Here is a 16,800-nt window from a genome sequence, read left to right as displayed (position 1 = left end):
GGGCACCCCGGAGACGGTCCTCCGGGGTGCCCGTCGTGCCGTCCGGGTCAGGTCCAGGGCACCTGCGGCGAGCGGTAGTAGTCGATCCCCATCGCCTCCCAGTGCGGTGCCTGCGCGGCGAGCCGCACCTTGTAGGTGTCCCAGTCGTGCGTCGACGCCGGGGACCAGCCCAGTTCGGCGACGCCCGGCAGCCTCGGGAAGGCCATGAAGTCCAGCTGGTCCGGGTCGGACAGGGTCTCCGTCCACAGCGGGGCCTCGACCCCGCGGACCGCCTCGGCCGGGGCGCCCGGCAGATAGGCGGCCGGGTCCCAGTCGTAGGACCGCTGCACCTCGACGTAGCCCGCCCAGGACAGGCCCAGCGGGGTGTCCTTGGTGTACTTCATGTCCAGGTACGTCCGGTCGGCCGGGGAGAGGATCAGCCCGGTGCCGTTCCTGGCTGCCTCGGCGACCTCGGCCTTCTCCGCGTCGCCGGTGCGGTCCAGGCCCCAGTACTGGACCAGCGCGCCCTCGACCGGATCGGCGCCGGCCAGCTGGTGCCAGCCGACGACCGTCTTGCCGTACTTGGCGACGATCGGCTGCACCCGCTTCATGAAGGTCACGAAGTCCTCGTGCGGTGTGGAGTGCGCCTCGTCGCCGCCGATGTGCAGGTAGCGGCCCGGGGTGAGCGCGGCGAGTTCGCCGAGGACGTCGTCCACGAAGTCGTAGGTGACGTCCTTGTCCACGCACAGCGAGCTGAAGCCGACCTCGGTGCCGGTGTACAGCGGGGGTGCCACGCCGTCGCAGTTCAGCTCGGCGTAGGAGGCGAGGGCGGCGTTGGTGTGGCCCGGCATGTCGATCTCGGGCACGACCTCCAGGTGGCGGGAGGCCGCGTAGCGCACGATCTCCTTGTAGTCCGCCTTGGTGTAGTGGCCGCCGGGGCCGCCGCCGACCTCGGTTGAGCCGCCGTAGGTGGCCAGGCGCGGCCAGGAGTCGATGGCGATGCGCCAGCCCTGGTCGTCGCTGAGGTGCAGGTGGAGCTTGTTGTACTTGTAGAGGGCGACGCGGTCGATGTAGCGCTTGACCTCGTCGACGCCGAAGAAGTGCCGGGAGACGTCGAGCATGGCGCTGCGCCAGGCGTAGCGCGGGGTGTCCTCGATGGTGCCGCCCGCGACCAGCCAGGGGCCGGGCTGTACGGAATCCTTCTCGACTGCGGCGGGCAGCAGCTGACGCAGGGTCTGGACGCCGTAAAAAAGGCCCGCGGCCTTGCGGGCGGTGATGGTGACGCCCGAGCGGCCGCTGTCGAGGCGGTAGCCCTCGTCGCCGTACGGGCCCTCGGCCAGGCGCAGGTGTATGCCGCCGTGGCCGTGGGAGGTGACGGGGAGTCGGTAACCGGTGGAGGGCCGCAGGAGGTCCGCGAGGTAGTCGCCTACGCGGCGGGCCTCGCGCGAGTCGTCGACGCGGATGCGGGTGCCGCGGGTGAGGCGGTACGGGGCGCCGCCGGGGTCGACCGAGGCGGGGGCCGGGATCACCTGGTCGAGGGGGGTGGGTTGCGCGGGCGTCTTCCGGTCCGGGGCGGCGCCGGTGGTCATGGCGCCGACCGCCGCCACCAGCAGCAGCGCTCCCAGCAGCCGGGTGAGGCGGGGAGTCGTTCTGTGGTGCCGTCGATGAGGTCTCACGTGCGCTCCCTTCGCGAGGCGTGCAATCAGGGGGTTTGTCGAAGGCGGGCTTCGGGGACGGGTGTTGAGGACGGGTGTAGACCACTCTCCCGCACCATCACCGCCCGCAGAAGCGATGAAACAATCCCCGCATGGCGGAAATCATCCAGAAGGACGGAACGTGGGTCTTCGACGGCGACGCCCTGCGGCTGACACCCGGGCGGGACAAGAACGTCAGTCTGCTCCGCAGGGAGCTGGGTGAACTGCTCGTACCGCTCGCCGCGTTGGCGGGCATATCGTTCGAGCAGGGGAAGAAGTCGGGGCGGCTGAGGCTGCGGCTGCGGGACGGCGCCGACCCCCTGCTGCACGCGACGGGCGGCCGGCTGACCGAGCCGCACGACCCGTACCAGCTCCTGGTGGAGCCCGACCGGTACGGCGTGGCCGAGTACTTCGTGGACGAGGTGCGCAACGCCCTGCTCCTCGACCAGGTTCCGTCCGGCCCGGTGGACGCCTACCTGCTGCCGGGGCCATCGGTACCGCTGTCGGTGTCGGCCGGGGACGGCGTCGCGAACTTCGACGGGGAACGGGTGCGCCTGGAGTGGAAGTGGCAGGCGGAGGACGCCAAGTCCGCCGCCGGGCCGCGCACCCTCCCCCTCTCCGACATCGTCGCCGTGGAGTGGCAGCCGACGGTGGGTCTGGAGAACGGCCACCTCCGCTTCACCGTGCGGGCGGCGCCGAGCAAGGTGCCGCCGAAGTACGACCCCAACGCGGTGGAGCTGTGGGGCTTCAAGAAGGACCCGCTGATGGCGCTGGTGGCCGCGGCCGTACAGGCCCGCCTGCCGCACCCGGCCACCCGTGCGGCCCTGGAGGAGGCCGGCCCGGCCGAGGAGACCCCGGCCCCCCTGCCGGCGCCCGCGCCGGCCGCCGAGGACGACCACGACGCGCTGCTGCGCCGGCTGCGGGAGCTGGGTGAGCTGCACCGTTCCGGGGTGCTGACGGACGAGGAGTTCACCCTGGCGAAGCAGGCGGTGCTGAAGCGGATGTGACCGGCTGTCGCGCCGCGCCCGGCGGGTCCTACCGGACCCGGCGCGTCCTCCCCGGCCCAGCCTCGTCCCTCCCGGCCCGGCCCCCGTCCTACCGGGCCCGGCGCGCCACCGTGAAGTGGTCGACCGTCTCCCCGGTCTCCGCGATGCCCCGCACCTTCAGGGTCGCCAGCCGCCCCCGGGAGGCGGGCGTCACGTCCACGCGCAGGAAGGAGTAGTCGAGGTAGCGGACCCGGGACCAGGCGACGCTCTCGCTCTGCCGACCGCCGTCGACGCACACGAAGGACGACACCGACTCGACGTCCTTCTCGTGGCCCTCGTAGCTCTGCTCGGCGCTGAACGCGTACAGGCTCTTGCCGGCCGCGCCCGCCGTGACGTAGACGACGCCGTCCGTCTCGGGGTGGGCGGTGCCGCCGATCGGCAGCTCCTTGGCGACCTCGCCGCCCTTGATGGCGTCGGTGCGCTCGTAGACGTGGTTGTGCCCGTTGATCACCAGGTCGACGGTGTACTTCTCGAACAGCGGCACCCACTCGTCGCGGACGCCGCCCTCGGAGGCGTGGGCGGTGGAGGTGCAGTAGGCGCAGTGGTGGAAGAAGACGACGACGAAGTCGATGTCCCGGTCGGCCCGGTACTTCTTCAGCTGCCGTTCCAGCCAGCGGGTCTGGGTGCCGCCGGAGATCCCCAGGTTGGCGGGGATCTCGAAGGAGATGTCGTTGGCGTCCAGGGAGATGACGGCGGTGTTGCCGTGCACGAAGGAGTAGACGCCGGGGAGGTTGTCGGCGTCGGGGCCGTTGTCGGGCAGTTCCCAGCGGGCCTGTTCGCCGCCGTAGCCGTTGGGCGAGTACCAGGCCTCCATGTCGTGGTTGCCGTACGCCACCATCCACGGGACCTGCTTGGCGACCGACTCGGTCTGGTACAGGAACTGGTCCCACACCCGTGAGTCGAAGCCGGTGTCGGAGGTCTTGCCCTGCCCGGCCGGGTCGCCGTAGGCGATGTCTCCGGCGTGCAGGTGGAAGGCCGGGTTCTGGGCGAGGATCAGGGCGTCGTTGGCGAGGCCGTGGTAGCTGACGCCCTGGTCGCCGAAGGCGGTGAAGGTGAACGGCTCCGAGCGCGCGGGCGCGGTGGTGAAGGTGCCGAGGGTGCCGGCGAGGTGGGGCTCGGCCGGGTCGAAACCGGCGTGGCCGACGCCGTAGTAGTAGGTGCGGCCGGGCTTGAGGCGGGTCAGCCTGGCGTGCATGTAGTACTGCGTGTGGTCGCCGCTCGCGCCGACGCCGGCCGGGGTGTGCAGCGGGCGCGGCTCGGCGTCGATCTTGTGGGAGAGGTCCCAGGGGTGGGCGCCGACGCGGATGAAGGGCTTGTCCACCGCGACCGGGACCTGCCAGGAGACGGTCATCTCGGTGCGCGGGTCGTTGCCGTAGGCGAGGTGGCGGCCGAAGGGGGCGACGAGGGCGCCGTCGACCGTGTCGGTCCCGCCCGGCCGCCGGTTCGGGGTGGCGGCCCGCGCGGTGGCGCCCGGCACGAACGCGCCGCCCGCGACGGCCCCGAGCGTGACCGCGCCGCCCCTGATCATCGTGCGTCGCGAGAACCTGGCGCGCAGGTACTCGTGCTGCTCGGCCATGCTCATACGGTCGGCCAGCGGTTCGGGAACGCCCATGCGAGGAATGTCCATGGCGTCTGAAACTCGTCCCCTCGGGCAACGAGATTCCGGACGCGAGATGGACGGGTCGCGAACAGCCCCTCATGAGAGTTTCAACAGTCATCTGCCCGAAAGCGGGCAGGATTCTTGCACAGCCCCCTCCCGTACTCCAGGATCTACCGGGTGCACGACGAACTCGTTGATCATCTGACGCGGTCCACCCCGCTGAGCCGGGGCGAGGCGCTGCGTGTGGTCCAGGACGTGCTCGCCTACTTCGACGAGACGACCGAGGAGTACGTCCGTCGCCGCCACCGCGAGCTCCAGGCCCAGGGCCTGGTGAACGCGACGATCTTCGAGCGGATCGAGGCGGAACTGAAATACCGGGCGGTCGCGCCGCCGGAGCTGTCGCTCCGTCAGCTGCGCCGCATCGTCTACGGCTGAGAGGCCGCCTACGGCCGCGAGGCCGAAGAGAGACACGAGGTTTACGTATACATGTGCGGAATCGTCGGATACATCGGCAAGCGTGACGTCGCGCCCCTGCTCCTGGAAGGCCTGCAGCGCCTGGAGTACCGCGGGTACGACTCGGCGGGCGTGGTCATCACCTCCCCGAAGGCGACCGGCCTCAGGATGGTCAAGGCCAAGGGCCGGGTGCGCGACCTGGAGGCCAAGGTCCCCGCGCGCTTCAAGGGCACCACCGGCATCGCCCACACCCGCTGGGCCACCCACGGCGCGCCCTCCGACGTGAACGCCCACCCGCACATGTCGGCCGACAACAAGGTCGCCGTCGTCCACAACGGCATCATCGACAACGCCGCCGACCTGCGCCGCAAACTGGAGGCGGACGGCGTCGAGTTCCTCTCCGAGACCGACACCGAGGTCCTCGTCCACCTCATCGCCCGCTCCGAGGCGGAGAAGCTGGAGGACAAGGTCCGCGAGACCCTGCGGGTGATCGAGGGCACGTACGGCATCGCCGTGATGCACGCCGACTTCCCCGAGCGCATCGTCGTCGCCCGCAACGGCTCGCCGGTCGTCCTCGGCATCGGCGAGAAGGAGATGTTCGTCGCCTCGGACATCGCCGCGCTGGTCGCCCACACCCGCCAGATAGTCACGCTCGACGACGGCGAGATGGCCACCCTCAAGGCCGACGACTTCCGCACCTACACCACCGAGGGCACCCGCACCACGTCCGAGCCCACCACCGTGGAGTGGGAGGCCGCCTCCTACGACATGGGCGGCCACGACACCTACATGCACAAGGAGATCCACGAGCAGGCCGAGGCGGTCGACCGCGTCCTGCGCGGCCGGATCGACGACCGCTTCTCCACCGTGCACCTCGGCGGCCTCAACCTGGACGCCCGCGACGCGCGCGCCGTGCGCCGCGTGAAGATCCTCGGCTGCGGCACCTCGTACCACGCGGGCCAGATCGGCGCCCAGATGATCGAGGAGCTGGCCCGGATCCCCGCCGACGCCGAGCCGGCCTCCGAGTTCCGCTACCGCAACGCGGTCGTCGACCCCGACACCCTGTACATCGCCGTCTCCCAGTCCGGTGAGACCTACGACGTGCTGGCCGCCGTGCAGGAGCTCAAGCGCAAGGGCGCCCGGGTCCTCGGCATCGTCAACGTCGTCGGCTCGGCGATCGCCCGCGAGGCCGACGGCGGCATGTACGTGCACGCCGGTCCCGAGGTGTGCGTCGTCTCCACCAAGTGCTTCACCAACACCTGCGTCGCCTTCGCGCTGCTCGCCCTGCACCTGGGCCGCACCCGCGACCTGTCGGTGCGCGACGGCAAGCGGATCATCGAGGGCCTGCGCAAGCTGCCCGCGCAGATCTCCGAGATGCTGAAGCAGGAGGAGGACATCAAGAAGCTGGCCGCGCAGTACGCCGACGCCCGCTCGATGCTCTTCATCGGCCGCGTGCGGGGCTACCCGGTCGCCCGCGAGGCCTCCCTGAAGCTCAAGGAGGTCTCCTACATCCACGCCGAGGCCTACCCGGCCTCCGAGCTGAAGCACGGCCCGCTCGCCCTGATCGAGCCGGCCCTGCCGACGGTCGCGATCGTGCCGGACGACGACCTGCTGGAGAAGAACCGCGCGGCCATGGAGGAGATCAAGGCCCGCAGCGGTCAGATCCTCGCGGTCGCCCACCAGGAGCAGGAGAAGGCCGACCACACGATCGTCGTCCCGAAGAACGAGGACGAGCTGGACCCGATCCTCATGGGCATCCCGCTCCAGCTCCTCGCCTACCACACGGCCCTGGCCATGGGCCGGGACATCGACAAGCCCCGCAACCTCGCCAAGTCGGTGACGGTGGAGTAGCCGCCCGGTTTCCGCCGAACGGCCCCCGCGCGTGGTGACACAGGCGGGGGCCGTTCCGGTTGACCTGATTCATCCGGTACGTCAGGGAATGACCACCACGGGCCGCTTCGCCCGCTTGGCGAGCCGCCCCGCCACGGAGCCGAAGAGGCGGCCGACCAGGCCGTGGCTGGAGCCGACGACGATGGCGTCCGCCTCGTACTCCCGCCCCACCTCTTCGAGTTCGTGGCAGATGTCGCCGCCGCGCTCGACCAGGATCCAGGGCACCTCGGCGAGGTAGTCCGCGCACGCCAGCTCCAGACCGAGCACCTCGGTGCGGTGGTCGGGCACGTCGACGAAGACCGGGGGTTCGCACCCGGCCCACACCGTCGTGGGCAGCCGGTTGGCGACGTGCACGATGACCAGGCCGGAGCCCAGCCGGGACGCCATGCCGATGGCGTAGGCGAGCGCTCGCTCGCTGGAGGTGGAGCCGTCGAAGCCGACGACGACGCCGTGCTTGAAGGCTGGGTCGCACGACTGGCGTGGCTCTTCGGCCGCCAGGGGCTCGGCCGCCGTAGGTTCGGCGACGGGCCGCTTGCGGTCCGCGGGTTCGAAGAATTCGTGACCGGCCATGGCTGTCTCGGCGTTTTTATCCTCTATGGGGGACAACAGTGTGCGGCGGAGCTGTGTCCGGGAATGGTCTTCCCAAGCCCATACCCCCAAGGGTACGGCGGCACGCCTCCTTCGCCCAGATCCCGCGGAGGGTCCGCCGCGGGATTCACCGGAGCATGCCCGAGAGGACGCCCGTAACGCAATGGTTGCTGCTCTGTGCAGGCGGTTTGCACAGGATTCAACTGCCCGTCACCGGTCGTGACCGATGCGCCGCGCGGACGTTGATCTCCATGCCGCCACCCCAGGGAGCACCCGTGCCAGGACCGCACCGCCGCGACGAACCGACGTCCGGCACACCCGACCGGGACGGCGTCACCGATCTCGTGCGCTGGGCGGCGTTCAGCTGCTTCCTCGTCCCCGTCGCACTGCTCTGGTACGGCGCCTCCTTCGCGGGCGCCGCCGGCACGGCCTTCGGCCTGGCCGCCGTCACCGGCGCCTGCCGTCTGCTGCTGCGACGTTCCGAGCGTGTGGCGGCCCGGCCGCGGGCCCGCAGGGGCGGACGGCACGCTGGGGAAAACACACCGGTCGACTGACCGGTTTCCGCGCACAGTTCCGCTTCTTTTCAGCCAACTTCCGCAGGTGGCGCATCTGCACCCCTCACCACCCCCGAACCCCCGTTCCACCTGCACGAAAAGGGTCTCTGGACCCCTTCGCACCCTACGGGGATTGGCCACTGACACAAGGCGCACTTCCCAGGGGCGCCCCGGAGTGCAACGCTTCGTGATCGACTGCTTCACGCCAAGTTGCCATGTCGACAATGTCCCAAGTGCCAAACCGGCCACCTCGGCGCGGCGGGACACAGTAGATTCGATCTTGACCGTCTACGGCGGGGGACTCGTGCAGGACCGAGGGGAAACGTGTTGGAGCGACAGACCCGAAGGGTGAAGGGCGCCGCGACCACCGAGGGGGGCTTAGCAGTATGAGCCACGACTCCGCTGCCGCGCCGGAAGCCGCGGCCCGGAAGCTTTCCGGGCGACGCCGCAAGGAGATCGTCGCGGTGCTGCTGTTCAGCGGCGGCCCCATCTTCGAGAGTTCCATACCGCTGTCGGTGTTCGGGATCGACCGCCAGGACGCCGGCGTGCCGCGCTACCGGCTGCTTGTGTGCGCCGGCGAGGAGGGCCCGCTGCGGACCACGGGGGGCCTGGAACTCACCGCGCCGCAGGGACTGGAGGCGATCTCCCGCGCGGGCACCGTCGTCGTACCGGCCTGGCGGTCGATCACCTCACCGCCGCCGGAGGACGCGCTCGACGCCCTGCGCCGGGCGCACGAGGAGGGGGCACGCATAGTCGGGCTGTGCACGGGTGCCTTCGTCCTCGCGGCGGCGGGCCTGCTGGACGGCCGCCCCGCCACCACGCACTGGATGTACGCGCCGACGCTGGCCAAGCGCTATCCGTCGGTGCACGTGGATCCACGCGAGCTGTTCGTGGACGACGGCGACGTGCTGACGTCCGCGGGCACCGCGGCCGGGATCGACCTGTGCCTGCACATCGTGCGCACGGACCACGGCAACGAGGCGGCCGGAGCGCTGGCCCGCCGGCTGGTGGTCCCGCCGCGCCGCAGCGGCGGCCAGGAGCGCTACCTCGACAGGTCTTTACCGGAGGAGATCGGCGCCGACCCGCTCGCCGAGGTCGTCGCCTGGGCGCTGGAGCACCTCCACGAGCAGTTCGACGTGGAGACGCTGGCCGCGCGCGCCTACATGAGCCGCCGCACCTTCGACCGCAGGTTCCGCTCGCTGACGGGCAGCGCCCCGCTGCAGTGGCTGATCACCCAGCGGGTCCTGCAGGCGCAGCGCCTCCTGGAGACGTCGGACTACTCGGTGGACGAGGTCGCCGGCCGGTGCGGCTTCCGCTCGCCGGTGGCCCTGCGCGGCCACTTCCGCCGCCAGCTGGGTTCGTCCCCGGCCGCCTACCGGGCGGCCTACCGGGCCCGCCGCCCCCAGGGCGACCGCCAGCCGGACCCGGACACCGCCGCCGCGGGAGCCTCCCGGCCCCTGCCCCCGTCCGACCCGCCGGCCGTCCTCCCCCCGGAGAACGCGGTCCCGTTCCAGACCCGCCGCACGGCATCCCCGATGCCGGCGGGCGCGGCGAGCGTGCCGGGGCAGCGCAGTGCACCGTGACGTGAAGTGACGTGACACTCGAAACGCCGGACGGGCCGCTCCAGCCCGTCCGGCGTTCGAGGACGAGGCCCGTTCAGGGCCGAAGCGGGGGTTCGGGGGCGGCAGCCCCCGTGACGCCCGCACCGACGCCGGGGACCCCGTGAACAGGCGCCCCCCGTACAGTGGCCGCATGAACGATCGCATGGTGTGGATCGACTGCGAGATGACCGGCCTCTCGCTGTCCGACGACGCGCTCATCGAGGTTGCCGCCCTCGTCACCGACTCCGAGCTGAACATCCTCGGCGAGGGTGTCGACATCGTCATCCGCCCGCCGGACCGGGCCCTGGAGACGATGCCGGAGGTGGTGCGTGAGATGCACACCGCGTCCGGGCTGCTCGCGGAGCTGGACGGCGGCACGACCCTCGCGGACGCCGAGGCCCAGGTCCTGGCCTATGTGCGGGAGCACGTGAAGGAGCCCGGCAAGGCCCCCCTGTGCGGCAACTCCGTCGGCACCGACCGCGGCTTCCTGCTGCGGGACATGGCGACGCTGGAGGGCTACCTGCACTACCGGATCGTCGACGTCTCCTCGATCAAGGAGCTGGCCCGCCGCTGGTACCCGCGGGCGTACTTCAACAGCCCCGAGAAGAACGGCAACCACCGCGCGCTCGCCGACATCCGCGAGTCCATCGCCGAGCTGCGCTACTACCGGGAGGCGGTCTTCGTCCCGCAGCCCGGCCCCGACTCCGACACGGCCAAGGCGATCGCCGCCAAGCACGTCGTATCCGCCGGTTAGGGCCGCGGGCCCGCCGGGCGGCGGCGTCCGGAAAGCCGGGCGCGAGCACCCCTTCGGACCCTGTACACTTTTTCTCAGCCGGTCGGGAAACCCCGCCATGCGGGATTCGAGCACCGGCCTTGGTGGGTGTAGCTCAGCTGGTAGAGCACCTGGTTGTGGTCCAGGATGCCGCGGGTTCAAGTCCCGTCACTCACCCTGAGTAATCAGCCGGTGGCTCTCGCGAGAGAGTCACCGGCTGATTGCGTTGGAGCACCGACGGGGTCGGAGCGGCGGCGGGGTCGGAGCAGCGGCGGGGCCGCACTCAGACGCACGGCCCCGCCGGCCCCGGCCTCGCCCCCGGCCTCACGACGACCTGCGCTCCACCAGTTCCGTCGCCAGTACCACCTGGTGCCGTTCCAGGCCCCGCGAGGCGGCCGGCCTGCGGTCCGCGATCTCGGTCAGCAGCAGGTCGATCATCGCGCGGCCCATCTCCTCGATGGGCTGGCGCACACTGGTCAGCGGCGGCTCCATGTGCCGGGCGATGGCCGAGTCGTCGTAGCCGACCAGCGCCACGTCGTCCGGGATGCGCCGGCCCGCCTCGCGCAGGACCTGGCCGGCGCCGGCCGCGGTGACGTCCGAGGCGGCGAAGACCGCGTCGATGTCGGGGTGCCGGCGCAGCAGTTCCGCCATCGCGCGGCGCCCGCCCTCCTCGGTGAAGTCCCCCGCCTCGATCAGCCCCTCGTCCACCTCGTGGCCCGCCTCCCGCAGGGCGTCGCGGTAGCCGTCGACGCGTCGCTGGGCGCCGTAGACGGCGAGGTGGCCGGTGATGTGGGCGATCCGGCCGCGTCCCCGGGACAGCAGGTGCTCGACGGCCGAGCGGGCGCCGCCGTAGTTGTCCGAGTCCACCGACGCCAGTGGCTCCGCGGCCGAGCGCGGGCCGCTGATCACCGCGGGGATCTCCAGCTGGGCCAGCAGGTCGGGCAGCGGGTCGTCGGCGTGCACCGAGACCAGCAGGACGCCGTCCACCCGGTGCGCCGCGAGGTACTGGGCGAGCCGCTCCCGCTCCCGGTCGCTGCCCGCGAATATCAGCAGCAGCTGCATCTCGGTGTCGGACAGCTCGGAGCCGACACCCTTGAGCATGTCCGAGAAGTACGGTTCCGCGAAGAACCGGGTCTCCGGCTCGGGCACCACCAGGGCGATCGCGTCCGTACGGTTGGCCGCCAGCGCGCGGGCCGCCGTGTTCGGGACGTAGCCGAGTTCCGCGACCGCCGCCTCGACGGCCGCCCGGGTCGCGTCGCTCACCCGGGGAGAGCCGTTGATCACGCGGGAGACCGTGCCGCGCCCGACGCCCGCGCGGGCCGCCACCTCTTCGAGGGTGGGCCGGCCACCGCTCCGCCCACGCACTCCGTGGCTTGCCATCGGCTCCGCCTCCCGTCGTCACCCCCGCACTCTGCGGCTGGCCTGGAATTTAACAGGCCGGTCGGGTGTAATGACCGACTCCGGCCCCTCCCCCGCCGTACGGGAGTGTCTCCGTGTCGCTCGAAGCGTCCAGTTAACAGGCCGATAACTGAACGCAATTCGTCGCGTCCGTTCCCTTGACACCCCCGCCCGGACCCGCGACTCTTCAACACATCACTTGTGGGAGCGCTCCCACACTACCTGGCACATACACATCCCGCACGTTCCCCGCCCGAGCCGCAGCGACGAACGAAACACATGAAGCAGCGGGTCCAACCATGTAGTTGGCCGGGGGGTCGGCACGTCAGGGCAACAGGAGGACGCAAATGCGAGCAGCACGCAGAGGATCGGCCCGCAAGGTGGTGGTCATGGCGGCCATCGCGTCGCTGGGCGCCGGGCTGCTGGCCGGCTGTGCCGACGACGGGAACGACGAGGACAGCTCGTCGTCGGGCGACAGCAGCGGCAAGACCACCATCACCCTCGGTCTGTTCGGGACGATGGGCTTCAAGGAGGCCGGTCTCTACGAGGAGTACGAGAAGCTCAACCCGGACATCAACATCGAGGAGAACGTCACCGAGCGGAACGAGAACTACTACCCCGCTCTGGTCAACCACCTCACCACCAACAGCGGCCTCCAGGACGTGCAGGCGATCGAGGTCGGCAACATCGCCGAGGTCGTCGCCACCCAGGCGGACAAGTTCGAGGACATGTCCAAGGCCGACGGCGTCAAGAAGGACAACTGGCTGGACTGGAAGTGGCAGCAGGCCACCGCCAAGGACGGCGCCACGATAGGCCTCGGCACGGACATCGGCCCGATGGCCATCTGCTACCGCAAGGACCTCTTCGAGAAGGCCGGCCTGCCGACCGACCGCGAGGAGGTCTCCAAGCTGTGGGCCGGGGACTGGAACAAGTTCATCGAGGCCGGCGAGAAGTACAAGAAGGGTGCAGGCAAGGACACCTACTTCATGGACTCCCCCGGCGGTCTGATCAACGCGATCGTCAGCAGTGAGGACGAGAAGTTCTACGACGCCTCCGGCAAGGTCATCTACAAGACCAACCCGGCGATCAAGGAAGCCTTCGACCTGACCGCCGAGGCGGCCGAGAAGGGCCTGGTCCAGTCGCAGACCCAGTTCCAGCCGGCCTGGGACCAGACCATCTCCAACAGCCTGTTCGCCACCGTCGCCTGCCCGCCGTGGATGCTCGGCACCATCAAGGCCAAGTCCCAGCCGGACTCCGCCGGCAAGTGGGACGTGGCCCAGGCCCCGAAGGCCGGCAACTGGGGCGGCACCTTCCTGGGCGTGCCCAAGAGCGGCAAGCACGTGAAGGAGGCCCAGAAGCTGGTCACCTGGCTGACCGCGCCCGAGCAGCAGGCCAAGCTGTTCTCCAAGATGGGCAGCTTCCCGAGCGCTCCCGCCGCCTACAAGCTCCCCCAGGTGACCAGCGGCAAGAACGACATGACCGGTGACGCGCCGATCGGCGAGCTGTTCGCCAAGGCCGCCGAGCAGATCCCGACGCAGGTGATCGGCCCGAAGGACCAGATCATCCAGCAGGGTCTGACCGACAACGGCGTCATCCTCGTCACCCAGGGCAAGTCGGCCAAGGACGCGTGGAACAACGCCGTGAAGACCATCGACAACAACCTGGAGAAGTGACCGGAATGACCACCCGGCACGACACCGCCGCGTCCCCCGTCAAGGGGGGCGCGGCCCCGGGCCGCCCGCCCGGCACCAGGGCGTCCGCGGAGGCGGACCGCAAGAGGCGGGCCAAGCTCTCCCGCCGCTGGCAGCGGGACATGCGCTGGAGCCCGTACGCGTTCGTCTCGCCGTTCTTCCTGCTCTTCCTCGCCTTCGGCCTGTTCCCGCTGATCTACACCGGCTGGGCCTCGCTGCACACGGTGGAGCTGACCGCGCCCACCGACATGACGTGGACGGGGCTGGACAACTACACCCGCATCTTCGACGACGAGTTCTTCTGGAACGCCGCGAAGAACACGCTGTACATCGGCATCATCTCCACGGTGCCGCAGCTGCTGATGGCGATGGGCCTCGCGCACATCCTCAACTACAAGCTGCGTGCCTCGACCTTCTACCGGGTCGTGATGCTGGCGCCGTACGCGACGTCGATCGCGGCGGCCTCGCTGGTCTTCGTGCTGCTCTTCGGCCGTGACTACGGCATGATCAACTGGTTCCTCGACCTGGTGGGCCTGGACAAGATCGACTGGCAGAACGGCTCGTGGGCGTCGAAGTTCGCCGTGTCCTCGATCGTCATCTGGCGCTGGACCGGCTACAACGCGCTGATCTACCTGGCCGCGATGCAGGCGATCCCGCAGGACCTGTACGAGTCGGCGGCGCTGGACGGCGCCAGCCGCTGGCGGCAGTTCATCCACGTCACGCTGCCCTCGCTGCGTCCGACGATCCTGTTCACGGTCGTCGTGTCGACCATCGGCGCCTCGCAGGTCTTCGGCGAGCCGCTGCTGTTCGACGCCAACAAGGGGGCCTCGGGCGGCTCCCAGCACCAGTTCCAGACGCTCGGCCTGTACCTGTACGAGCAGGGCTGGGTCAACCAGCACCTGGGCCGCGCCTCCGCGATCGCCTGGGCGATGTTCCTGATCCTCATCGTGATCGGTGTCCTCAACGCCGTCATCTCGCGCCGGCTGCGCGCCAGTAGTTAAGGAGAACCGGCCGTGACGACGACCATGACGAAACCCCCGGCCGACGCGGCACCCGAGCCGTCCCGGCGGGGCCGACGAGGCTCCAAGGCGTCCCGGGCGGGCGGGCATCTGCACGCCGGGCCGATCGCCTACATCATCCTCGCCCTGTTCACCATCGGCTCGCTGTTCCCGCTGGTGTGGACGGCGATCGCCGCCTCGCGCGACAACCAGCGGCTCGCCCAGACACCGCCGCCCTTCTGGTTCGGCGGCAACCTGTTCGACAAGCTCGAGGTCGCCTGGAACGACGCCAACCTCGGCGAGGCCTTCCTCAACACCACCATCGTGGCCGGGATCTCGGCGTTCACCATCGTCTTCCTGTCGACGATCGCCGGGTTCGCCTTCGCCAAGCTGCGCTTCCGCGGACGCAACGCGCTGATGCTGATCGTCATCGGCACGATGATGGTGCCGCCGCAGCTCAGCATCATCCCGCTGTACATGATGGTCGCGAAGCTGGACTGGTCCGACCAGCTCCAGGCGGTGATCCTGCCGTCCCTGGTGAACGCGTTCGGTGTGTTCTTCATGCGGCAGTACCTGCTCCAGGCGCTGCCGGACGAGATCATCGAGGCCGCGCGCGTGGACGGTGCCGGCAGCTGGCGCGTGATCTGGCACGTGGTGTTCCCGGCGGCGCGGCCCGCGATGGCGGTGCTCGGCATGCTGATGTTCGTGCAGTCCTGGAACGACTTCCTGTGGCCGTTCCTGGTGCTGACGCAGAACGGCAGTCCGACCGTGCAGGTCGCCCTCGCCGGACTGGGCCGTGGCTACACCCCGGACCAGTCCCTGATCATGGCCGGCGCGCTGCTGGGCACGCTGCCGCTGCTGCTGGTGTTCGCGATCTTCGGCAAGCAGATCGTGGGCGGCATCATGCAGGGCGCCGTCAAGGGATGACACCCGTCCCGGGGGCCGGGCCACCGCCGTCCCGGCCCCGCCTTCCCCCCTCGTACTTCCACGTGTCGGTCTTCCACGACCCGACCCGCCATGACCCGCAATGGGAGCGCTTCCATGCCTGAGTCCGCAACGCCGGCGACCCCGGTGACCTTCCCCCCCGCCTTCCTGTGGGGCGCCGCCACCTCGGCGTACCAGATCGAGGGCGCGGTGCGGGAGGACGGCCGTACCCCCTCGATCTGGGACACCTTCAGCCACACCCCCGGGAAGACCGCCGGCGGGGACACCGGTGACATCGCTGTCGACCACTACCACCGCTACCGCGACGACGTGGCGCTGATGAAGGACCTGGGCCTCGGCGCCTACCGCTTCTCGATCTCCTGGCCCCGGGTGCAGCCGACCGGCCGCGGCCCCGCCGTCCAGCGCGGCCTGGACTTCTACCGCCGCCTGGTGGACGAGCTGCTGGCCGCCGGGATCAAGCCGGCCGTCACCCTCTACCACTGGGACCTGCCGCAGGAGCTGGAGGACGCGGGCGGCTGGCCCGAGCGGGACACCGCCTACCGGTTCGCCGAGTACGCGCAGATCGTCGGCGAGGCGCTCGGCGACCGGGTGGAGCAGTGGATCACGCTGAACGAGCCGTGGTGCGCCGCCTTCCTGGGCTACGCCTCCGGTGTGCACGCCCCCGGCCGCACCGACCCGGCGGCCGCGCTGCGCGCCGCGCACCACCTGAACCTGGCGCACGGCCTGAGCACGGTGGCGCTGCGTTCGGTGATGCCGGCCCGCAACTCGGTGGCGATCAGCCTCAACACGTCCGTCGTGCGGCCGCTGTCGCAGAGCGCGGCGGACCTGGCGGCGGCCCGCAAGATCGACGACCTGTCCGGCGGAATCTTCCACGGTCCGATCCTGCACGGCGCCTACCCGCAGTCCCTGCTGGAGGCGACCGCGTCGGTGACGGACTGGTCGTACGTCCAGGACGGCGACCTGGGACAGATCCGCCAGCCCATCGACGCGATCTGCCTCAACTACTACACGCCCACGGTGGTCTCGGCGGCCGACGCCGACTCGCGCGCCCCGCGCGCCGACGGCCACGGCGCCAGTGACCACTCGCCGTGGCCCGCCGCGGACGACGTGGCGTTCCACCAGCCGCCGGGCGAGCGCACCGAGATGGGCTGGAGCGTCGACCCGTCCGGCCTGCACGAGCTGATCATGCGCTACAACCGCGAGGCTCCCGGCATGCCGCTGTACATCAGCGAGAACGGCGCCGCCTACGACGACAAGCCCGGCGCGGACGGCTCGGTCCACGACCCCGAGCGGGTCGCCTACCTGAACGGCCACCTCGCGGCGGTCCGGCAGGCCATCGCCGACGGCGCCGACGTGCGCGGCTACTACCTGTGGTCCCTGCTGGACAACTTCGAGTGGGCGTACGGCTACGAGAAGCGCTTCGGCGCGGTGTACGTCGACTACGCCTCCCAGGAGCGCACCCCGAAGTCGAGCGCCCTGTGGTACGGCCGGGCGGCCCGCACGGGGGCGCTGCCGCCGGTGGACGCGGCCGAGTAGGCCCTCGGGAAGCCGGAGGGGCATGTGAGACGGGGCGCGACATCCCACGGGGGGA

The 16,800-nt window shown here is 70.6% G+C and carries 14 protein-coding genes and 1 tRNA gene; 11 read left to right on the top strand and 4 right to left on the bottom strand.

Going from position 1 to position 16,800, the window contains the following annotated elements:
* Positions 1-47: 47 nt before the first annotated feature.
* Positions 48-1,655 (bottom strand): beta-N-acetylhexosaminidase, encoded by a 1,608-nt coding sequence (locus ABS735_RS03900; protein ID WP_373899979.1) that lies wholly within the window; start codon positions 1,653-1,655, stop codon positions 48-50.
* A 131-nt stretch (positions 1,656-1,786) separates the two neighbouring features.
* On the opposite strand from ABS735_RS03900, the gene ABS735_RS03895 reads away from it, so the two are divergent.
* Positions 1,787-2,680: a DUF4429 domain-containing protein gene (locus ABS735_RS03895; RefSeq protein ID WP_373899978.1), complete on the top strand. Its 894-nt coding sequence runs from the start codon at positions 1,787-1,789 to the stop codon at positions 2,678-2,680.
* Positions 2,681-2,768: 88 nt separating this feature from the next.
* On the opposite strand, the gene ABS735_RS03890 is transcribed toward ABS735_RS03895, so the two are convergent.
* Positions 2,769-4,331 carry a purple acid phosphatase family protein gene (locus ABS735_RS03890; protein WP_373899977.1) on the bottom strand — a complete coding sequence of 521 codons (1,563 nt, stop codon included), beginning with the start codon at positions 4,329-4,331 and terminating at the stop codon, positions 2,769-2,771.
* A gap of 165 nt (positions 4,332-4,496) precedes the next feature.
* On the opposite strand from ABS735_RS03890, the gene ABS735_RS03885 reads away from it, so the two are divergent.
* A complete protein-coding gene (locus ABS735_RS03885) occupies positions 4,497-4,754 on the top strand; it encodes a hypothetical protein (protein WP_003976012.1) in 258 nt (85 codons plus the stop codon).
* A 51-nt stretch (positions 4,755-4,805) separates the two neighbouring features.
* Entirely contained in the window at positions 4,806-6,623 is a 1,818-nt protein-coding gene (gene glmS, locus ABS735_RS03880; RefSeq protein ID WP_373899976.1) for a glutamine--fructose-6-phosphate transaminase (isomerizing), read from the top strand.
* An 81-nt stretch (positions 6,624-6,704) separates the two neighbouring features.
* Here glmS and ABS735_RS03875 read toward each other — a convergent pair whose 3' ends face one another.
* The gene (locus ABS735_RS03875) at positions 6,705-7,232 is read right to left on the bottom strand and encodes a universal stress protein (protein WP_007449983.1); all 528 of its coding nucleotides are present in this window, start codon (positions 7,230-7,232) and stop codon (positions 6,705-6,707) included.
* A 293-nt stretch (positions 7,233-7,525) separates the two neighbouring features.
* Here ABS735_RS03875 and ABS735_RS03870 point away from each other — a divergent pair, with 293 nt between their 5' ends.
* The 4 genes from ABS735_RS03870 to ABS735_RS03855 all read left to right on the top strand — a co-directional run bounded on the left by ABS735_RS03870 (position 7,526) and on the right by ABS735_RS03855 (position 10,354).
* Entirely contained in the window at positions 7,526-7,804 is a 279-nt protein-coding gene (locus ABS735_RS03870; RefSeq protein ID WP_373899975.1) for a hypothetical protein, read from the top strand.
* Between the two features lie 386 nt (positions 7,805-8,190).
* Complete coding sequence (locus ABS735_RS03865; RefSeq protein ID WP_373899974.1) at positions 8,191-9,387, top strand: helix-turn-helix domain-containing protein; 1,197 nt, start codon at positions 8,191-8,193, stop codon at positions 9,385-9,387.
* Between the two features lie 169 nt (positions 9,388-9,556).
* Complete coding sequence (gene orn / locus ABS735_RS03860) at positions 9,557-10,159, top strand: oligoribonuclease (RefSeq protein ID WP_373899973.1); 603 nt, start codon at positions 9,557-9,559, stop codon at positions 10,157-10,159.
* Between the two features lie 122 nt (positions 10,160-10,281).
* Positions 10,282-10,354: transfer RNA gene (locus ABS735_RS03855), tRNA-His, on the top strand.
* A 147-nt stretch (positions 10,355-10,501) separates the two neighbouring features.
* Here ABS735_RS03855 and ABS735_RS03850 read toward each other — a convergent pair.
* Positions 10,502-11,557, bottom strand: coding sequence for a LacI family DNA-binding transcriptional regulator (locus ABS735_RS03850; RefSeq protein ID WP_373899972.1), 1,056 nt, complete (start codon positions 11,555-11,557; stop codon positions 10,502-10,504).
* A gap of 365 nt (positions 11,558-11,922) precedes the next feature.
* Here ABS735_RS03850 and ABS735_RS03845 point away from each other — a divergent pair, with 365 nt between their 5' ends.
* From ABS735_RS03845 to ABS735_RS03830, 4 genes are all read left to right on the top strand, one after another.
* On the top strand, positions 11,923-13,248 hold the full coding sequence (locus ABS735_RS03845; RefSeq protein WP_373899971.1) for an ABC transporter substrate-binding protein: 1,326 nt from the start codon (positions 11,923-11,925) through the stop codon (positions 13,246-13,248).
* Positions 13,249-13,253: 5 nt separating this feature from the next.
* Complete coding sequence (locus tag ABS735_RS03840) at positions 13,254-14,267, top strand: carbohydrate ABC transporter permease (RefSeq protein ID WP_373900218.1); 1,014 nt, start codon at positions 13,254-13,256, stop codon at positions 14,265-14,267.
* A 12-nt stretch (positions 14,268-14,279) separates the two neighbouring features.
* On the top strand, positions 14,280-15,191 hold the full coding sequence (locus ABS735_RS03835; RefSeq protein WP_373899970.1) for a carbohydrate ABC transporter permease: 912 nt from the start codon (positions 14,280-14,282) through the stop codon (positions 15,189-15,191).
* Between the two features lie 114 nt (positions 15,192-15,305).
* Positions 15,306-16,745, top strand: a complete 1,440-nt coding sequence (locus ABS735_RS03830; RefSeq protein ID WP_373899969.1) for a GH1 family beta-glucosidase — start codon at positions 15,306-15,308, stop codon at positions 16,743-16,745.
* The last annotated feature ends 55 nt before the right edge of the window (positions 16,746-16,800 follow it).

Origin of the sequence: Streptomyces sp. MMCC 100 (genome assembly GCF_041538145.2) — a bacterium.
Classification (GTDB): domain Bacteria; phylum Actinomycetota; class Actinomycetes; order Streptomycetales; family Streptomycetaceae; genus Streptomyces.
Note: the sequence above shows the minus strand (reverse complement) of the source record. Positions and strands in the feature narration are given on the sequence as shown.